This window comes from Bacteroides sp. D22, assembly GCF_000163675.1.
Lineage (GTDB): Bacteria > Bacteroidota > Bacteroidia > Bacteroidales > Bacteroidaceae > Bacteroides > Bacteroides xylanisolvens.
In genome coordinates this window covers 96,838-112,653 of the sequence record NZ_GG774797.1, presented here as the reverse complement: position 1 = coordinate 112,653, position 15,816 = coordinate 96,838, and the positions used below count along the sequence as shown (strand labels likewise).

The window sequence follows — 15,816 nt, the reverse complement described above, 5'->3', positions numbered from 1 at the left end:
ATAGCGTAGGGCATCGCCCTACGTATTTATAAAACCCAAATACAAGCCCTGAAAGGGCGGAACATGAACTAACTATATGCCACAATCCCTATCAAAGAACTATATTCATCTGACTTTCAGCACTAAATACAGGAAGGACAGTATAAACGAGGATAAATTATCAGAAATATCCAAATACATCTCCGGCATTCTGAAAAACATAGACTGCCCACCTATCATAGTAGGCGGATTTACCAATCATATACATATCCTATGTATTCTCAACAAAAACATCGCATTATCCAAAATGGTAGAAGAAGTAAAACGTAGTTCGTCAAAATGGATAAAAAGTTTAGGACCCTCATATCATGATTTCTCCTGGCAAGAAGGATATGGAGCTTTCTCAGTCAGTCAATCAAAAGTTGAGACTGTAACTCGATATATTCTGGGACAAAAAGAGCATCACAAAAAAATGACCTTCCAAGATGAACTGAAAATGTTTCTAAAAGAATATCAGGTTGAATATAATGAAGAGTTTATATAGAATCATACTATGAAAGACGTAAACATCCAAGCAGTTCCGCCTTTTCAGGGCTTATGTTAGGTATATGCTTTTACGTAGGGCGATGCCCTACGCTATATAATAGAAGGCTTTCAGCCTTAATGAAAGAAAAGGCTACACGCAAACCAGAGAAAGACGACATGTAAAGCTCAAAACAGAATAACCTTTTCATTTGTTTTTGATGAAAAAACAAAAAAAATATCGTTTTTTGTTTGCATCTAACAGAAAATTATTACTTTTGCTCCAGAATTAGAAACCAAAGCAAAAAACAAAGATTCGAATGAAATCATTTACTTATGCATATTACTTCTTTTTTTACTTTTACTTTAGCAACAAAGTAGAGCGGGAGTTTGTATGTATCAAGTGACAGTGATGCTTAAGGACTGAATAGAGAAATCAATCATATGAATCCCGCTCCAATATGGACGCGGGATTTTTTTATATAATACATTAGAACAATGAAAAAGATAGCAATTCAAGGAACACTCGGCTCATATCATGATATCGCCGCACACAAGTACTTCGAGGGAGAAGAAATAGAGTTAATCTGTTGTGCCAACTTCGAAGACGTGTTTACTTCGATACGAAAAGACAGCCAGGTTATCGGAATGCTAGCCATCGAGAATACGATTGCAGGAAGCTTGCTGCACAACAATGAGTTGCTGCGACAAAGCGGCACACAGATCATTGGTGAATACAAACTGCGTATCTCGCACAGCTTCGTCTGTCTCCCTGATGAGAGTTGGGAAGATCTGACTGAAGTCAACTCCCACCCTATCGCCCTGATGCAGTGTCGCGAATTTCTGAACCAACATCCACAGTTGAAAGTAGTGGAAGGTGAAGATACCGCCCGTAGCGCGGAAATCATCAAGAATGAAAACCTGAAAGGTCATGCCGCTATCTGCTCCAAAGCAGCAGCCGAACGTTATGGCATGAAAATCCTTCAGGAAGGCATTGAAACAAACAAACACAACTTCACCCGTTTTCTGGTAGTTGCCGATCCCTGGCAAGTGGACGAACTCCGCCAACATCATGTCAACGCAACCAACAAGGCAAGTATGGTATTCACTCTTCCGCACACGGAAGGCAGTCTGTCGCAGGTTTTGTCTATTCTATCGTTCTATAATATCAATCTGACAAAAATCCAATCGTTGCCAATCATCGGACGGGAATGGGAATACCAATTTTACGTAGATGTGGCTTTCAACGATTATCTAAGATACAAGCAATCTATTGCCGCAATCACTCCATTAACCAAAGAACTTAAATTATTAGGCGAATATGCAGAAGGAAAGTCAAACGTATAAAATCGCTCCTGCCGACAGATTGGCAAGTGTTAGCGAATACTACTTCTCAAAGAAACTTAAAGAGGTAGCACAGATGAATGCTGAAGGAAAAGATGTCATCAGCCTCGGTATCGGAAGCCCCGATATGCCTCCTTCAAGGGAAACCATCGAAACATTGTGCAACAATGCTCATGATCCTAACGGACACGGTTATCAACCGTATGTAGGTATCCCCGAACTGCGCAAAGGTTTCGCCAATTGGTATCAACGCTGGTACGGAGTGGAACTGAATCCGAATACGGAAATACAACCATTGATCGGTTCGAAAGAAGGAATCCTCCATGTTACGCTGGCATTTGTCAATCCGGGTGAGCAGGTGTTAGTCCCAAATCCGGGATACCCCACCTATACTTCTTTAAGTAAAATACTTGGCGCGGAAGTTATCAACTATGACCTGAAAGAAGAAGACGGTTGGATGCCCGACTTTGAGGCACTGGAAAAGATGGATCTTAGTCGTGTAAAACTGATGTGGACCAACTACCCGAATATGCCGACAGGAGCCAATGCTACTCCGGAAATCTATGAGCGTCTTGTTGATTTTGCCCGCCGAAAGAATATCGTGATTGTGAACGACAATCCGTACAGCTTTATCCTGAACGATAAGCCTATCAGTATTCTAAGTGTGCCGGGAGCCAAAGACTGTTGCATCGAGTTCAACTCTATGAGCAAGAGTCACAATATGCCCGGCTGGCGTATCGGTATGTTGGCATCGAACGCAGAATTCGTACAATGGATATTGAAAGTGAAAAGTAATATCGACAGCGGTATGTTCCGTGCCATGCAACTGGCTGCAGCAACTGCTCTTGAAGCAGAAGCAGACTGGTATGAAGGCAATAACGAAAACTATCGCAACCGTCGTCACCTCGCCGGTGAAATTATGAAAACATTGGGATGCACCTACGACGAAAAACAAGTAGGAATGTTCCTTTGGGGAAAGATTCCCGCTTCCTGCAAGGATGTAGAGGAACTGACGGAAAAGGTATTGCATGAAGCAAGAGTGTTTATCACTCCGGGATTTATTTTCGGCAGTAACGGAGCAAGATATATTCGTATCTCTCTTTGTTGCAAAGACAATAAACTGGCGGAAGCACTGGAAAGAATAAAAAGAATATAGGTTTCTGTTGTTCTCTCTTCAAAGAAAAAGAGAAGAAAACAGCAGCATAATGAGACAGAATAATTTCAACAAAAACAAGTTATTAAAAGAATAAAAACAAATAAGAATATGGAACTCGAATCAATTTTATTACCGGGCATTGAAGCTAAAAGACCGATTGTCATTGCTGGCCCTTGTAGCGCAGAAACTGAAGAACAAGTAATGGATACAGCCAAACAACTGGCAGCAAAAGGACAGAAAATATACCGTGCCGGCATCTGGAAACCACGTACCAAACCGGGAGGTTTCGAAGGTATCGGCGTAGAAGGTCTTGCCTGGTTGAAAGAGGTAAAGAAAGAAACAGGAATGTATGTTTCTACGGAAGTAGCAACAGCCAAACATGTTTACGAATGTCTGAAAGCGGGAATCGATATTCTTTGGGTAGGCGCACGTACCACTGCCAATCCTTTCGCCGTACAGGAAATCGCTGATGCGCTGAAAGGTGTTGATATCCCTGTATTGGTTAAGAACCCGGTGAACCCGGATCTCGAATTATGGATCGGAGCACTGGAACGTATCAACAACGCTGGTTTGAAACGTCTGGGTGCTATCCATCGTGGTTTCAGCAGCTATGACAAGAAAATCTACCGTAATCTTCCCCAATGGCATATTCCTATCGAACTGCGCCGCCGTATCCCTAATCTTCCGATTTTCTGTGATCCGAGCCATATCGGTGGAAAACGTGAATTAGTAGCTCCGCTTTGCCAACAGGCGATGGACTTGAACTTCGACGGTCTGATCGTAGAAAGCCACTGTAACCCTGACTGCGCTTGGAGCGATGCTTCCCAACAAGTTACTCCGGACGTACTCGACTATATCCTCAATCTGCTGGTGATCCGTACTGAAACGCAATCTACCGAAAGTCTGGCACAACTCCGTAAACAAATTGACGAATGTGACGACAATATCATTCAGGAACTATCAAAAAGAATGCGCGTAGCCCGCGAAATCGGTACTTACAAAAAAGAGCATGGAATCACCGTTCTTCAAGCCGGACGTTACAATGAAATCTTGGAAAAACGTGGCGCGCAGGGCGAACAGTGTGGTATGGACAGCGAGTTTATGAAGAAAATTTTCGAAGCCATCCACGAAGAATCGGTTCGTCAACAGATGGAAATTATTAATAAATAAAAAGCAGTCTCTCCACTAACCCTCTTCCAAAGAGAGGAAAGAAAGTAACCTCCTGTTCATATTGATAAGAGTAACTTTCAGTCTGTTCTCCTTGGGAGAGGGTTAGGGAAAGGATTTTTAAATAAACATTATGAGAATATTAATCCTTGGAGCCGGCAAAATGGGCTCTTTCTTTACTGATATATTAAGCTTTCAACATGAGACGGCCGTGTTCGACGTCAACCCGCACCAGTTGCGTTTTGTCTATAACACGTATCGTTTCACCACATTGGAGGAGATTAAGGACTTTGAACCGGAACTGGTTATTAACGCCGTTACAGTGAAGTACACGCTGGATGCCTTTCATAAAGTATTGCCTGTGTTACCGAAAGACTGTATCATTAGTGACATTGCCTCTGTAAAAACAGGACTGAAGAAGTTTTATGAAGAAAGCGGTTTCCGTTATGTCTCCAGCCACCCGATGTTTGGCCCTACTTTTGCTAGTCTTAGTAATCTAAGCAGCGAGAATGCCATCATCATCAGTGAAGGAGACCATCTGGGAAAAATATTCTTCAAAGATCTCTATCAGACATTGCGTTTGAACATCTTCGAATATACGTTCGACGAACACGACGAAACAGTAGCTTACTCGCTTTCTATTCCGTTCGTATCGACTTTTGTATTTGCTGCCGTAATGAAACATCAGGAAGCTCCGGGAACTACGTTCAAGAAGCACATGGCAATTGCCAAAGGCCTATTAAGCGAAGACGACTATCTGCTTCAGGAAATCCTGTTCAACCCACGCACTCCGGGACAGGTAGCCAATATCCGCACGGAGTTGAAGAATCTTCTCGAAATTATCGAGAACAAAGATGCGGAAGGAATGAAAAAGTATCTGACTAAGATTCGGGAGAAGATTAAATAATCCATTATCTATTATATAGAGAGGGATCAAGGGAAATAATAATCTTCCGTGTGCCTCTCCGGTTACAGAACCATCCCTTATATAGGCAAGATTTAACGATCCTCTGCATACTTTTTTGTTTGCAGGGGATTTTTTTATGTGTACCTTTGTATCCGCAAAAACGGATTCACAGGAGAAAGAATGATAGATCAAGTTACCATAGACCGGATATTGGACGCGGCACAAATTATGGATGTCGTTTCGGATTTTGTCACCCTGCGCAAACGTGGTGTCAATTACGTCGGTTTGTGTCCGTTCCACAGTGATAAAACTCCTTCTTTTTATGTCTCTCCCGCCAAAGGATTATGCAAATGTTTTGCTTGTGGAAAAGGTGGAAACGCAGTGCATTTCATTATGGAGCACGAGCAGATGTCTTATCCGGAAGCGCTGAAGTATCTTGCCAAGAAATACAATATTGAAATCAAGGAGCGGGAATTAAGCGATGAAGAGAAGTTTGTGCAAAGCGAACGTGAAAGTCTGTTTATCGTCAATAACTTTGCGCGCGATTATTTCCAAAACATACTAAAAAATCATATAGACGGGCGTAGCATCGGTATGGCTTATTTCCGCAACCGTGGCTTTCGCGACGACATTATTGAGAAATTCCAATTAGGCTACTGTACTGAAAGCCACGATGCATTCGCCAAAGAGGCAATCCAAAAAGGATATAAGAAGGAGTATCTGGTAAAGACCGGACTTTGCTACGAAACGGATGACCACCGATTGCGGGATCGTTTTTGGGGACGTGTGATTTTCCCTGTCCATACGCTTTCCGGTAAAGTGGTAGCTTTTGGCGGACGTGTACTTGCCAGTGCAACGAAAGGGGTTAAAGTTAAATATGTCAATTCGCCCGAATCGGAAATCTATCATAAAAGTAACGAGTTATACGGTATATATTTTGCCAAACAGGCTATTGTAAAACAAGACCGTTGTTTTTTGGTTGAAGGTTACACGGATGTAATCTCCATGCATCAATCCGGTATAGAGAATGTGGTTGCTTCTTCGGGAACCGCCCTTACACCGGGACAAATCCGTATGATTCACCGGTTCACCAACAATATGACTGTGCTTTACGACGGTGACGCAGCGGGTATCAAGGCCTCTATCCGGGGAATTGACATGTTATTGGAGGAAGGTATGAATATCAAAGTCTGTCTTCTTCCCGATGGGGACGACCCGGACTCTTTTGCCCGCAAACATAACTCAACGGAATTCCAGGCTTTCATCTCTGAACATGAAACGGACTTTATCCGCTTCAAAACAAACTTACTGCTGGAGGATGCAGGAAAAGATCCCATCAAACGTGCGGAACTGATTGGTAACCTGGTGCAAAGTATTTCTGTTATCCCGGAAGCAATTGTCAGAGATGTCTATATCAAAGAATGTGCACAGCTACTTCATGTAGAAGATAAGCTGTTGGTATCGGAAGTTGCCAAAAGACGGGAAACTCAAGCAGAGAAACGAGCTGAACAGACGGAACGGGAACGCCGGATGGCTGAAAGAACAGCTACAATGTCTCAAGGGACACCGTCTGAAAATGCTCCGATGCCCAACGGAGATATTCCGTTGCCTCCTGAAATAGATAACGGATATACAGAGGTTCCTCCCGCTCTGCAGGAAGACAACTATGCATCTTTTATCCCCCAGGAAGGAAAGGAAGGACAAGAATTCTACAAATTCGAACGGCTGATATTACAGGCAGTAGTTCGTTATGGAGAAAAAATCATGTGTAACCTGACTGATGAAGAAGGAAACGAGATTCCGGTAACCGTTATAGAATATGTGATTAATGATTTGAAAGAAGATGAGTTAGCTTTTCATAATCCGTTGCACCGCCAAATGTTATCGGAAGCTGCTGCACACATGCATGATTCCAATTTCATTGCTGAACGTTATTTCCTGGCACATCCTGATCCGGTAATCAGTAAATTGAGTGTGGATTTGATTAATGTGCGATATCAGCTTAGTAAATACCACTCCAAATCCCAAAAGATCGTAACGGATGAAGAGCGTCTCTATGAAATGGTTCCGATGTTAATGATTAACTTCAAATATGCAATCGTAACGGAGGAATTGAAGCACATGCTTTATGCCCTGCAAGATCCTGCTCTCGCCCATGATAATGAAAAATGTGATTCGCTTATGAAACGCTTTAATGAGTTGAAGACCGTACAAAGCATCATGGCAAAACGACTGGGTGACAGGGTTGTTCTGCGATGATTCCCCATCGGTGCCGAGAGATGTCTTCATCGGTGCCCCCCCTCTTCATCGGTACCGAAGCCTGTCTTCCCCGATACCGAAACCCAATAGCGTTTCTTACCAGGTTTTCTCTACAAAGTCCCGTGTTGAATCAGATTCATAAACTCTTCACGAGTCTTTGCCTGATTGAAAGCCCCGGTAAAATCCGAAGTAGTAGTAATAGAGTTTTGTTTTTCTACACCACGCATCTGCATACACATGTGTTTGGCTTCCACTACCACCATTACACCCAATGGATTCAGTGTTTCCTGAATACACTCTTTGATTTGCAGTGTCATGCGTTCCTGCACTTGCAGGCGATGAGAGAATATATCGACTACACGGGCTATCTTGCTCAACCCTGTGATATAGCCGTTAGGAATATAAGCCACGTGTGCCTTCCCGTAGAACGGCAACATGTGATGTTCGCAAAGGGAGAAGAAATCGATATCTTTCACAATCACCATCTGACTGTATTCTTCCTGAAATTTAGCAGAGCGAAGCACTTCATGAGGATCCATGTGATACCCTTTCGTCAAGCTTAACATTGCTTTAGCCACCCGTTCCGGAGTTTTCAGCAACCCTTCCCGTTCGGCATCTTCACCCAACAAAGTTATAATACTACGATAATGACTCTTCAACTCCTCCAGATTCGGAGAAACAATTTCTTCTTTTTCTAACATGATACAATTATAAAGGAATATTGATCTGGTCTCTTACAATAGAAACCTCTTTGAACACACCGGTAGACTTCAACCGACGCATCATTGCGTCCGCCTCTTCAATGCTCCGGAAATCACCTACACGACAAAGCCAACGAGGTGGATTGAACGAAGTATATACTGTCAATTCAGGGAAATACTCTTTAACGCGTGATGCTACATGATAAGCATCATTCTTAGCCTGACGAGTATTATTACCGGCATACGCCTGTATTCTGAATCCGGAAGTCTTTATTACTTTCTGTTCACCTGTTGCAGGACGTTCCATCCCTATCAGAGCCTCAATACGGGGATCTTGATGAATAGTCACCTTTCCTTGTCCCGGAACGTTACGTTCCAGACTTTTGACAATGCCCTGTGCCTGTACACCGACAACTGCCAATACCAACAACAAAGTAAGTAAAGCTAGTTTTCTCATTCTATAAATAATATTTAGGCACGGATTACGCGGGTTACACAGTTTTTGAAATCTCTTGGACTAAACGATACCGTGTAATCCGTGAAATCCGTGCCTGAAAGAAGTTTTAATTATGCGTTAAAAGCATCAATGATACCTTTGAAATCAGATACTTTCAGAGCAGCACCACCAATCAAACCACCATCAACGTCCGGGTTAGCGAACAGTTCTTTAGCGTTAGAAGGTTTGCAGCTACCACCGTAAAGGATAGAAGTATTGTCTGCGATTTCTTTGCCATACTTGTCAGCTACGATAGAACGGATGAAGGCATGGATTTCCTGTGCTTGTTCAGGAGAAGCAGTTTTACCTGTACCAATAGCCCAAACCGGTTCGTAAGCCAATACAATCTTAGAGAAGTCTTCAGCCGACAGAGAGAATACAGATTCCATTTGTGCAGCTACTACTTCGTTTTGCTTGTTAGCTTCGCGTTCTTCCAACACTTCACCGATACAGAAAATCGGAGTCAGACCGTTAGCCAAAGCCAATTTTACTTTTTCTTCAAGGATAGCAACTGTTTCACCGTAGTATGCACGACGTTCAGAGTGTCCCAGAATTACATATTTTGCACCAGTAGAAGCAACCATTTCAGCAGAAACTTCACCTGTATAAGCACCTGATGCTTTGTCTGCACAGTTTTCAGCACCTACACCAATCTTAGCAGCGTCTACCAACGGAGTAACAGAAGCCAGGTGGATGAACGGAGTACAGATGATTACATCACAGTTAGGCTTTTCGTTAGCCAATGCTTCGTTCAGTTCTTTAGCCAAAGCGATACCCTCTTGAAGGGTTTTGTTCATTTTCCAGTTTCCTGCAACAATGTTCTTTCTCATTTTGTTTTTTTATTTTAAAGGGTTAATAAATTTACGATTGGACGATTGACGATTGAACGATTCAGGTTAGTGTTCGTTACAGAGGGTCGCTCGTTATCATTTTTTCTTATTCTTGTTCTTCTATTCCTTGATTCTTTGTTTCCGGTTCTTTGCTTTTTATCTCTTCTTCTTGTTGCTTCCGCTTCGCAGTTTTCCGTTCCCGGCGGCGAACGACCAACACATCCACCCCAAGCACTAACAACAACGGAATAACAAACCACAGAAAAACATATCCTACCGTATGAGCGTCACTGCTCACTTTCTGCTTTCCTAGCGGCAGATTCTCCAGCTTGTCCGTCAGTACGTATTCATCCGGTATATCCTCATCGCTCCATTTATTCAGAATGGTTCCGTTCTTAATCAACATCAACCCCGGGTTGGAGCGAACCATCGTCTTCAATGTTATATCATCCATTTGGCAGAAAGGATATTCGGCTCCTGTCTTGTCCTTCCACAGTTCTATCTGTTCCTCCGGTGAAGAAGTGAGGCAATAAAATTTGTAGCCATGCTCCACCGAATAGTCATATATTTCATTAATCAAATCAATGTTACTATCATCCGCCTCTTCAATCCGATGGGCAACCAACAGGAAAGTATATCCTATATCCGTCAATACATCGTCTGTTATATCTTCCCCCGTATTCAGATCTATCATAGAGAAATCGTGAATAGCCGGTTCATATCCTTTTTCCTTAAGGATGGTACGCGTATCGACAAATGTCCAGGTACTATCCGGATAGTTATCCAACGTAAATTTTTTCTGCTCTCCGTTCTTCTCCAGGATAAAGATGCTTTCATATACGCTTGGTTTGGCTCCTTCGGGCATTGTCATTCCTTCTAGGATATTCTTTCCGATCTTGTAAGGACGAAAGTCTAAAACAGGCAAACGGTCCAGGCAATAGAACGATAAAGTAAACACAAAAAACAGCGTATAAAGAGAAACCAGCCACTCCATCTTCACACTGATAAAACGAATCAGCATCCTCCTGTGACGGAAAGCCATTATTGCCGCAAACAGCAGAATGATATTCTTTCCAAATGTTTCCCAATTCGTCAATACCCAGGCATCACCAAAACAACCGCAGTCCGAAACCGGATCAAAGATGGCAAGATACAAGGTCAGTGGCGTCATGAAAATCATCAGCATCAAAGCCAATGAGGTAGCCAATGTTCTTCTTGTTGCAAAGAACAAAGAGATACCTATAAAAAACTCAACGGCAGATAAAACGATACCTCCCAATAAAGGGAAGAATGAAGGGAACCAGGAAGCCATTCCGAATGCAGTCAGATAATCCTGTATCTTATACTGGAAACCCAGCGGATCAACTGCCTTTACAAATCCGGAAAAGATGAACGATGCCGCCAAAAGAAAACGACACATATTCGCCACTACCTCCTGAATGATATGTAAGTTCTTATCCTTCAAATTCTATCTTAATCAGTCCGAAAACAGAGTAATTAATCATATCCATATAATTGGCATCAATACCTTCTGACACCAATGTATTGCCGGCCAGGCTCTCAATCTGCTTGGTACGGTAGATTTTCATCAGAATCAAGTCTGTGTAAGAGCTGACACGCATGCTCCGCCAGGCTTCATCATAATCATGATTCTTGGCAAGCATCAGTTCTAATGCCTCTTTTGCATACTTATCGTACAAAGCCATCGCTTCTTCATTGCTGATGTCGGCAGACTCGGCATACCCCAGTTCCAACTGGATAAGTCCGATGATGCCATAATTGACAATCGCAATAAACTCGGCACGGATTCCCTCGTCAATCAGGGTTACTCCTTTGGTTTCAATACTACGAATCCGATTGGCTTTAATAAAAATCTGGTCAGTCACCGAAGCCGGACGCAGGATACGCCATGCAGGCCCGTAATCGTGCAGCTTCTTGGAAAATAAGTCACGGCACAAAGCGATGACATGTTCAAATTGTTGCTTGGTATCTTTCATCTTCTTCCAAATAGTGCGCAAAGGTAACAATAATTAAGTAAAAACAGAAAGAGGGCACTCTAAATTATATTAAAGTGCCCTCTTCTAAAGATATTGTATTACTGTTTTATAAGCTATATTTTTTACGAACAACGCAAAACCTGTCCGATACGCAAAGTAGTAGTCGGTTTGATACGGTTCAGTTTGCAAAGTGTACTGACTGATACGCCACGCAATTTAGCAATGCGGGACAATGTATCGCCACTCTTCACCTTGTGATAACGGATGGTACCGTCAGCCACTTGAGTATCATGAGAACCAGCACGCTTCACGCCTTTTGCTTTGCGGAACGTATAAGTATCGGCAACGATATCTTGTTTCGGGAAGTCGAACATATAAATCGGATTAATTGCAATCCCCAGGAAGCGGGTTTCGAAATGAAGATGCGAACCAGTAGAACGTCCGGTGTTACCACCCAAACCGATTACTTCTCCGGCTTTCACTAATTGGTTTTCTTCAACCAATTGTTTTGATAAATGACCATACACTGTTTCCAATCCATTATCATGACGGATAACGACATATTTTCCATATCCTCTACGCTCATATTTTACGATACGTACTTTACCGTCAAAAGCAGCTACGATAGTATCACCTATATTCACTTTCAAGTCCAACCCATTATGCATTCTTCTCCAACGAGGACCGAAAGGCGAAGTAATTTTTGTACTTGGAGTTGGCATATGGAAACCTGTCAGGTCGATTGTATACGTATCAGGGATAATAGCATTTCCGTAAGCATGCACATACTGGTTGTTCCAGTTTGGATAAAGACTTAGGGCGGGATATTCGGACTGTTCGGCACGGATTTGCTTCTGCAAGGCCAAAGAGTCTACTGATTTTAATTTCTTGTCTATCGGTGCTTGGCGGGCAATCAGGTCTTGCGAGAAAGAGCTCAGACTGACCATAGCCGCAACAGCGACCAATCCTGTTTTAATAATGCTAAAATTCATTCCTTCTTTGTCAATTCAATTAATATTCGTCGTTTGCATACAGGTAATCAAATGTAGCCTGCTTGTAATCGAATATTTCTTCCGGTTTAAAAAATCTCGTTAATTCAATAGCTGCAGTCTCCGGAGAATCGGATGTATGAACGATATTCTCTTGAAAGCTCATACTATAATCCCCGCGAATGGTGCCTGGGGCAGCTAAACGTCCATTAGTTGGTCCCGCCAACGTACGGACTGTTTGAATAGCATCCACACCTTCGAAACAACAAACAATGACAGGAGTTGTCATCATCGAATCTTTCACACGCTGAAAGAAAGGTTTGCCGCTAAGGTGGGCATAATGTTCGCTTAACAATTCATCAGTCAGTTGCATCATCTTCATGCCGGCCAACCGTAATCCTTTACGTTCAAAGAGATGAGTAATCTCACCAACCAATCCCCGTTGAAGGGTACATGGTTTTAAAATGACCAGCGTTTTTTCAAGCATAATACTCGACTTTGCAAATGGTTAAACAATACATTTACTAAAAAAATTCCCCCAAAGGTAGTATTTTCCTGTGAATTGGCAAGGGAGTTATTAACTATTTTTCAGATGCTTAGTGCAAAAAGAGGGAATAATTGTTCCGTTAAACTCCTATAAATAGGGAGGATAGGGACAAAATATGTTTTGCAACACATTTACGCAAATAAACTGCATGTTTAACCGTTTTTCAACTTATGGCAGCCCAGTTAACATTCGTTTTCCGCAAGGCTTTAAGTTGCCGCCACAAGATTTCATTCTCGGGATTCTGTGCCGCAGGGTCTTGTTCCACAATACTTTCAGCTATGGCACGAACGTATTGCAACAGTTGCCCGTCGCGTACAATATCCGCAATCTTCAAATCGAAAGCGATGCCGCTTTGCTGCGTACCTTCAAGATCACCGGGGCCACGCAATTTCAAATCGGCCTCGGCTATTTCGAAACCATCATTAGTGCGTACCATGATTTCCAATCGTTTCCGGGTGTCCTCCGTCAACTTATAATTCGTCACCAGAATACAATAAGACTGCTCCGCTCCACGTCCTACCCGACCACGCAACTGATGCAACTGCGAAAGCCCGAAACGTTCTGCATTTTCAATAATCATCACCGAAGCATTCGGAACGTTCACTCCGACTTCAATAACGGTAGTAGCCACCATGATCTGCGCTTTGCCCGAAACAAAAAGCTGCATTTGCTCATCCTTCTCGGCTGGTTTCATTTTGCCATGCACTTTACAAACCGTACATTTGGGGAACTCTTCCAGAATATGTTGATATCCTTCTTCAAGATTCTTCAAATCAATCTTTTCGCTTTCTTTAATCAGCGGATAAACAATATAGACCTGGCGTCCTTCTTCAATTTGTTTGCGCACCGAACGGTACATACTTTCCCGGCGGTTATCAAATTGGTGGATGGTAGTAATCGGTTTTCTTCCGGGTGGAAGCTCGTCGATAACAGACACGTCCAAATCACCATACAATGTCATTGCCAAAGTGCGTGGGATCGGGGTAGCAGTCATCACGAGCACATGTGGAGGTTGAACATTCTTACTCCAAAGGCGGGCGCGTTGTGCCACGCCAAAGCGATGCTGTTCGTCGATAACAACGAAACCTAAAGAAGAGAAATTGACAGTATCTTCAATAACGGCATGCGTTCCTATTAATATCTTCACATCTCCGGTCAGCAATCCGGTCAGAATCGCTTCCCGCCTTTTGCCTTTAATAGAGCCTGTCAGCAGTTCGACACGGATATCCATGCCAAAGAGCAGTTCTTTGATCGTTTCATAATGCTGGTTCGCCAAGATTTCGGTGGGTGCCATCATGCAAGCCTGATAACCGTTATCCAACGCCAACAGCATACTCATCAAGGCAACCAGTGTTTTCCCGCTTCCTACATCTCCCTGCAAGAGGCGGTTCATCTGCCTGCCACTGCCGACATCGTTCCGTATTTCCTTCAATACCCGCTTCTGTGCACCTGTCAGTTGAAAAGGAAGATTCTTTGTATAAAATGTATTGAACACATCTCCCACTTTCTCAAAGATATATCCACGATATCTTTTTTGTCTGTCTTTGGCGTAGCGGAGGATATTCAGTTGAACATAAAACAGCTCTTCGAACTTAAGGCGATATTGCGCCCTGCGAAGCACATCGGGATTGGTCGGGAAGTGGATATTCCGGAGAGCTTCCGTCAAAGGCATCAGATGATGTTCCGCCAGCAATTTGGAAGAAAGTGTTTCAGGCAGAGGCTCCTGTATTTGCTGAATCACCGTTGCCATCATCTTCTCAATCGCGTGAGAGTTGAGGAAACTGCGCTTCATCTTCTCCGTCGTATTATAATAAGGTTGCAGTCCCACCGAAGAAAGTTTCAAATCTTCCGGCTTGTCTACATCGGGATGTGCCACATTGATACGTCCGTTGAAAACAGTCGGTTTGCCGAAGATGATATATTCCTCGTGCAGTTTATACTTACCTAAGATATACTTAATGCCTTGAAACCACACCAAATCCACGACTCCCGTACCATCCGAAAAGTGCGCCGTCAAACGACGTTGACGTCCTTCGCCAATGGTTTCGAAACCGAGAATTTCTCCTTTCAACTGGATATACGGCATATTGCCATCTATTTCGTGAATGTAATAGATGCGGCTCCGGTCAATATATTTATAAGGGAAATAATAAATTAAATCGTGCAAGGAGTAGATTTCCAACTCCTTATTTAATACAGCGGCTTTTTGAGGGCCTACACCGGAGATAAATTTTATGTCGCGTGTGGCTAAATCGAACATTTATAAAAGAGCACTCCCTACTTTTAAATCGAAAGGAGTCGTTATTTTTATATTTTCACGGTTACCTTCCGCCAGATATACAGGTATTCCCATTGCTTCAACAACGGAAGCGTCATCTGTAAAGAAGGGAGTAAATTCTTGTGCATAGGCTTGTTTCAACAACTCTACATCGAAAACCTGCGGTGTTTGCACCAGCTTGTAATCATTCCGGCTGACCGTTTCACTTCCGGCATCTGTCAGATGGCGAAGTGTCTCTACCACATCCACCACAGGAATCACTGCTTTCTGCACTTTTGCCAAGTCATAACAACGGCGAATCACTTCTACCGACACAAACGGACGTACTCCATCATGCACCCCTACCAGTCCCGGCTCCTGCACCAGTGCCAGACCGTTCTTTACAGAGTGAAAACGTGTTTCGCCTCCATCGGCAAGGGTATGTTCCACCGCAAAGCTGTGTTTTTGGCAAAGTTGCTTCCAAAAGTCCTGCTGTTCCCGTGGAAGCACTACTATGATTTGAAGTGTTTCGTCATATCTCCTGAATACTTTCAGGGTATGCATCAACACAGGTTTATCACCCATGGGAAGGAATTGTTTCGGGAGGTCACTTCCCATTCGCAAGCCCTTTCCACCGGCGACAATGATTACATATTTCTTCATGG

Annotated in this window: 15 protein-coding genes; 6 read left to right on the top strand and 9 right to left on the bottom strand. The window is 43.0% G+C overall.

What is annotated here, in order from left to right:
• The first annotated feature begins 76 nt into the window (after positions 1-76).
• From HMPREF0106_RS20915 to dnaG, 6 genes are all read left to right on the top strand, one after another.
• A complete protein-coding gene (locus HMPREF0106_RS20915; protein ID WP_004307855.1) occupies positions 77-523 on the top strand; it encodes a transposase in 447 nt (148 codons plus the stop codon).
• A gap of 476 nt (positions 524-999) precedes the next feature.
• The gene (locus HMPREF0106_RS20920) at positions 1,000-1,848 is read left to right on the top strand and encodes a prephenate dehydratase (RefSeq protein WP_004315471.1); all 849 of its coding nucleotides are present in this window, start codon (positions 1,000-1,002) and stop codon (positions 1,846-1,848) included.
• Positions 1,823-3,001, top strand: coding sequence for a pyridoxal phosphate-dependent aminotransferase (locus HMPREF0106_RS20925; protein WP_004307853.1), 1,179 nt, complete (start codon positions 1,823-1,825; stop codon positions 2,999-3,001). The genes HMPREF0106_RS20920 and HMPREF0106_RS20925 overlap by 26 nt, the downstream gene beginning before the upstream one ends.
• A gap of 108 nt (positions 3,002-3,109) precedes the next feature.
• On the top strand, positions 3,110-4,171 hold the full coding sequence (locus HMPREF0106_RS20930) for a bifunctional 3-deoxy-7-phosphoheptulonate synthase/chorismate mutase type II (RefSeq protein WP_004307852.1): 1,062 nt from the start codon (positions 3,110-3,112) through the stop codon (positions 4,169-4,171).
• 130 nt (positions 4,172-4,301) lie between these two features.
• On the top strand, positions 4,302-5,075 hold the full coding sequence (locus tag HMPREF0106_RS20935) for a prephenate dehydrogenase (RefSeq protein WP_004307851.1): 774 nt from the start codon (positions 4,302-4,304) through the stop codon (positions 5,073-5,075).
• 180 nt (positions 5,076-5,255) lie between these two features.
• Positions 5,256-7,334 (top strand): DNA primase, encoded by a 2,079-nt coding sequence (gene dnaG, locus HMPREF0106_RS20940; protein ID WP_032851002.1) that lies wholly within the window; start codon positions 5,256-5,258, stop codon positions 7,332-7,334.
• A gap of 110 nt (positions 7,335-7,444) precedes the next feature.
• On the opposite strand, the gene folE is transcribed toward dnaG, so the two are convergent.
• From folE to HMPREF0106_RS20985, 9 genes are all read right to left on the bottom strand, one after another.
• Entirely contained in the window at positions 7,445-8,035 is a 591-nt protein-coding gene (gene folE, locus HMPREF0106_RS20945) for a GTP cyclohydrolase I FolE (protein WP_004324710.1), read from the bottom strand.
• Positions 8,036-8,042: 7 nt separating this feature from the next.
• A complete protein-coding gene (locus tag HMPREF0106_RS20950; protein ID WP_004307848.1) occupies positions 8,043-8,492 on the bottom strand; it encodes an SPOR domain-containing protein in 450 nt (149 codons plus the stop codon).
• Positions 8,493-8,602: 110 nt separating this feature from the next.
• The gene (gene tpiA / locus HMPREF0106_RS20955; protein WP_004307847.1) at positions 8,603-9,361 is read right to left on the bottom strand and encodes a triose-phosphate isomerase; all 759 of its coding nucleotides are present in this window, start codon (positions 9,359-9,361) and stop codon (positions 8,603-8,605) included.
• A gap of 106 nt (positions 9,362-9,467) precedes the next feature.
• Positions 9,468-10,826, bottom strand: a complete 1,359-nt coding sequence (locus tag HMPREF0106_RS20960; RefSeq protein ID WP_004307846.1) for a BT_3928 family protein — start codon at positions 10,824-10,826, stop codon at positions 9,468-9,470.
• Entirely contained in the window at positions 10,816-11,358 is a 543-nt protein-coding gene (locus HMPREF0106_RS20965; RefSeq protein ID WP_004307845.1) for a DUF1599 domain-containing protein, read from the bottom strand. The genes HMPREF0106_RS20960 and HMPREF0106_RS20965 overlap by 11 nt, the downstream gene beginning before the upstream one ends.
• Positions 11,359-11,480: 122 nt before the next feature.
• Entirely contained in the window at positions 11,481-12,350 is an 870-nt protein-coding gene (locus HMPREF0106_RS20970) for a peptidoglycan DD-metalloendopeptidase family protein (RefSeq protein WP_004307844.1), read from the bottom strand.
• Positions 12,351-12,369: 19 nt separating this feature from the next.
• Positions 12,370-12,834, bottom strand: a complete 465-nt coding sequence (gene ndk, locus HMPREF0106_RS20975; protein WP_004307843.1) for a nucleoside-diphosphate kinase — start codon at positions 12,832-12,834, stop codon at positions 12,370-12,372.
• Between the two features lie 223 nt (positions 12,835-13,057).
• On the bottom strand, positions 13,058-15,154 hold the full coding sequence (recG, locus tag HMPREF0106_RS20980) for an ATP-dependent DNA helicase RecG (RefSeq protein ID WP_009038993.1): 2,097 nt from the start codon (positions 15,152-15,154) through the stop codon (positions 13,058-13,060).
• Complete coding sequence (locus HMPREF0106_RS20985) at positions 15,155-15,814, bottom strand: 2-C-methyl-D-erythritol 4-phosphate cytidylyltransferase (protein ID WP_008776715.1); 660 nt, start codon at positions 15,812-15,814, stop codon at positions 15,155-15,157.
• Positions 15,815-15,816: the final 2 nt, after the last annotated feature.

Excerpts from the sequence above, each read along its gene's own strand:
- HMPREF0106_RS20985 (WP_008776715.1), bottom strand. The coding sequence starts at position 15,814 with ATGAAGAAATATGTAATCATTGTCGCCGGTGGAAAGGGCTTGCGAATG.
- HMPREF0106_RS20925 (WP_004307853.1), top strand. The coding sequence starts at position 1,823 with ATGCAGAAGGAAAGTCAAACGTATAAAATCGCTCCTGCCGACAGATTG.
- HMPREF0106_RS20930 (WP_004307852.1), top strand. The coding sequence starts at position 3,110 with ATGGAACTCGAATCAATTTTATTACCGGGCATTGAAGCTAAAAGACCG.
- HMPREF0106_RS20915 (WP_004307855.1), top strand. The coding sequence starts at position 77 with ATGCCACAATCCCTATCAAAGAACTATATTCATCTGACTTTCAGCACT.
- HMPREF0106_RS20970 (WP_004307844.1), bottom strand. The coding sequence starts at position 12,350 with ATGAATTTTAGCATTATTAAAACAGGATTGGTCGCTGTTGCGGCTATG.
- recG (WP_009038993.1), bottom strand. The coding sequence starts at position 15,154 with ATGTTCGATTTAGCCACACGCGACATAAAATTTATCTCCGGTGTAGGC.
- HMPREF0106_RS20950 (WP_004307848.1), bottom strand. The coding sequence starts at position 8,492 with ATGAGAAAACTAGCTTTACTTACTTTGTTGTTGGTATTGGCAGTTGTC.
- HMPREF0106_RS20935 (WP_004307851.1), top strand. The coding sequence starts at position 4,302 with ATGAGAATATTAATCCTTGGAGCCGGCAAAATGGGCTCTTTCTTTACT.
- folE (WP_004324710.1), bottom strand. The coding sequence starts at position 8,035 with ATGTTAGAAAAAGAAGAAATTGTTTCTCCGAATCTGGAGGAGTTGAAG.
- HMPREF0106_RS20965 (WP_004307845.1), bottom strand. The coding sequence starts at position 11,358 with ATGAAAGATACCAAGCAACAATTTGAACATGTCATCGCTTTGTGCCGT.
- tpiA (WP_004307847.1), bottom strand. The coding sequence starts at position 9,361 with ATGAGAAAGAACATTGTTGCAGGAAACTGGAAAATGAACAAAACCCTT.
- ndk (WP_004307843.1), bottom strand. The coding sequence starts at position 12,834 with ATGCTTGAAAAAACGCTGGTCATTTTAAAACCATGTACCCTTCAACGG.
- HMPREF0106_RS20920 (WP_004315471.1), top strand. The coding sequence starts at position 1,000 with ATGAAAAAGATAGCAATTCAAGGAACACTCGGCTCATATCATGATATC.
- dnaG (WP_032851002.1), top strand. The coding sequence starts at position 5,256 with ATGATAGATCAAGTTACCATAGACCGGATATTGGACGCGGCACAAATT.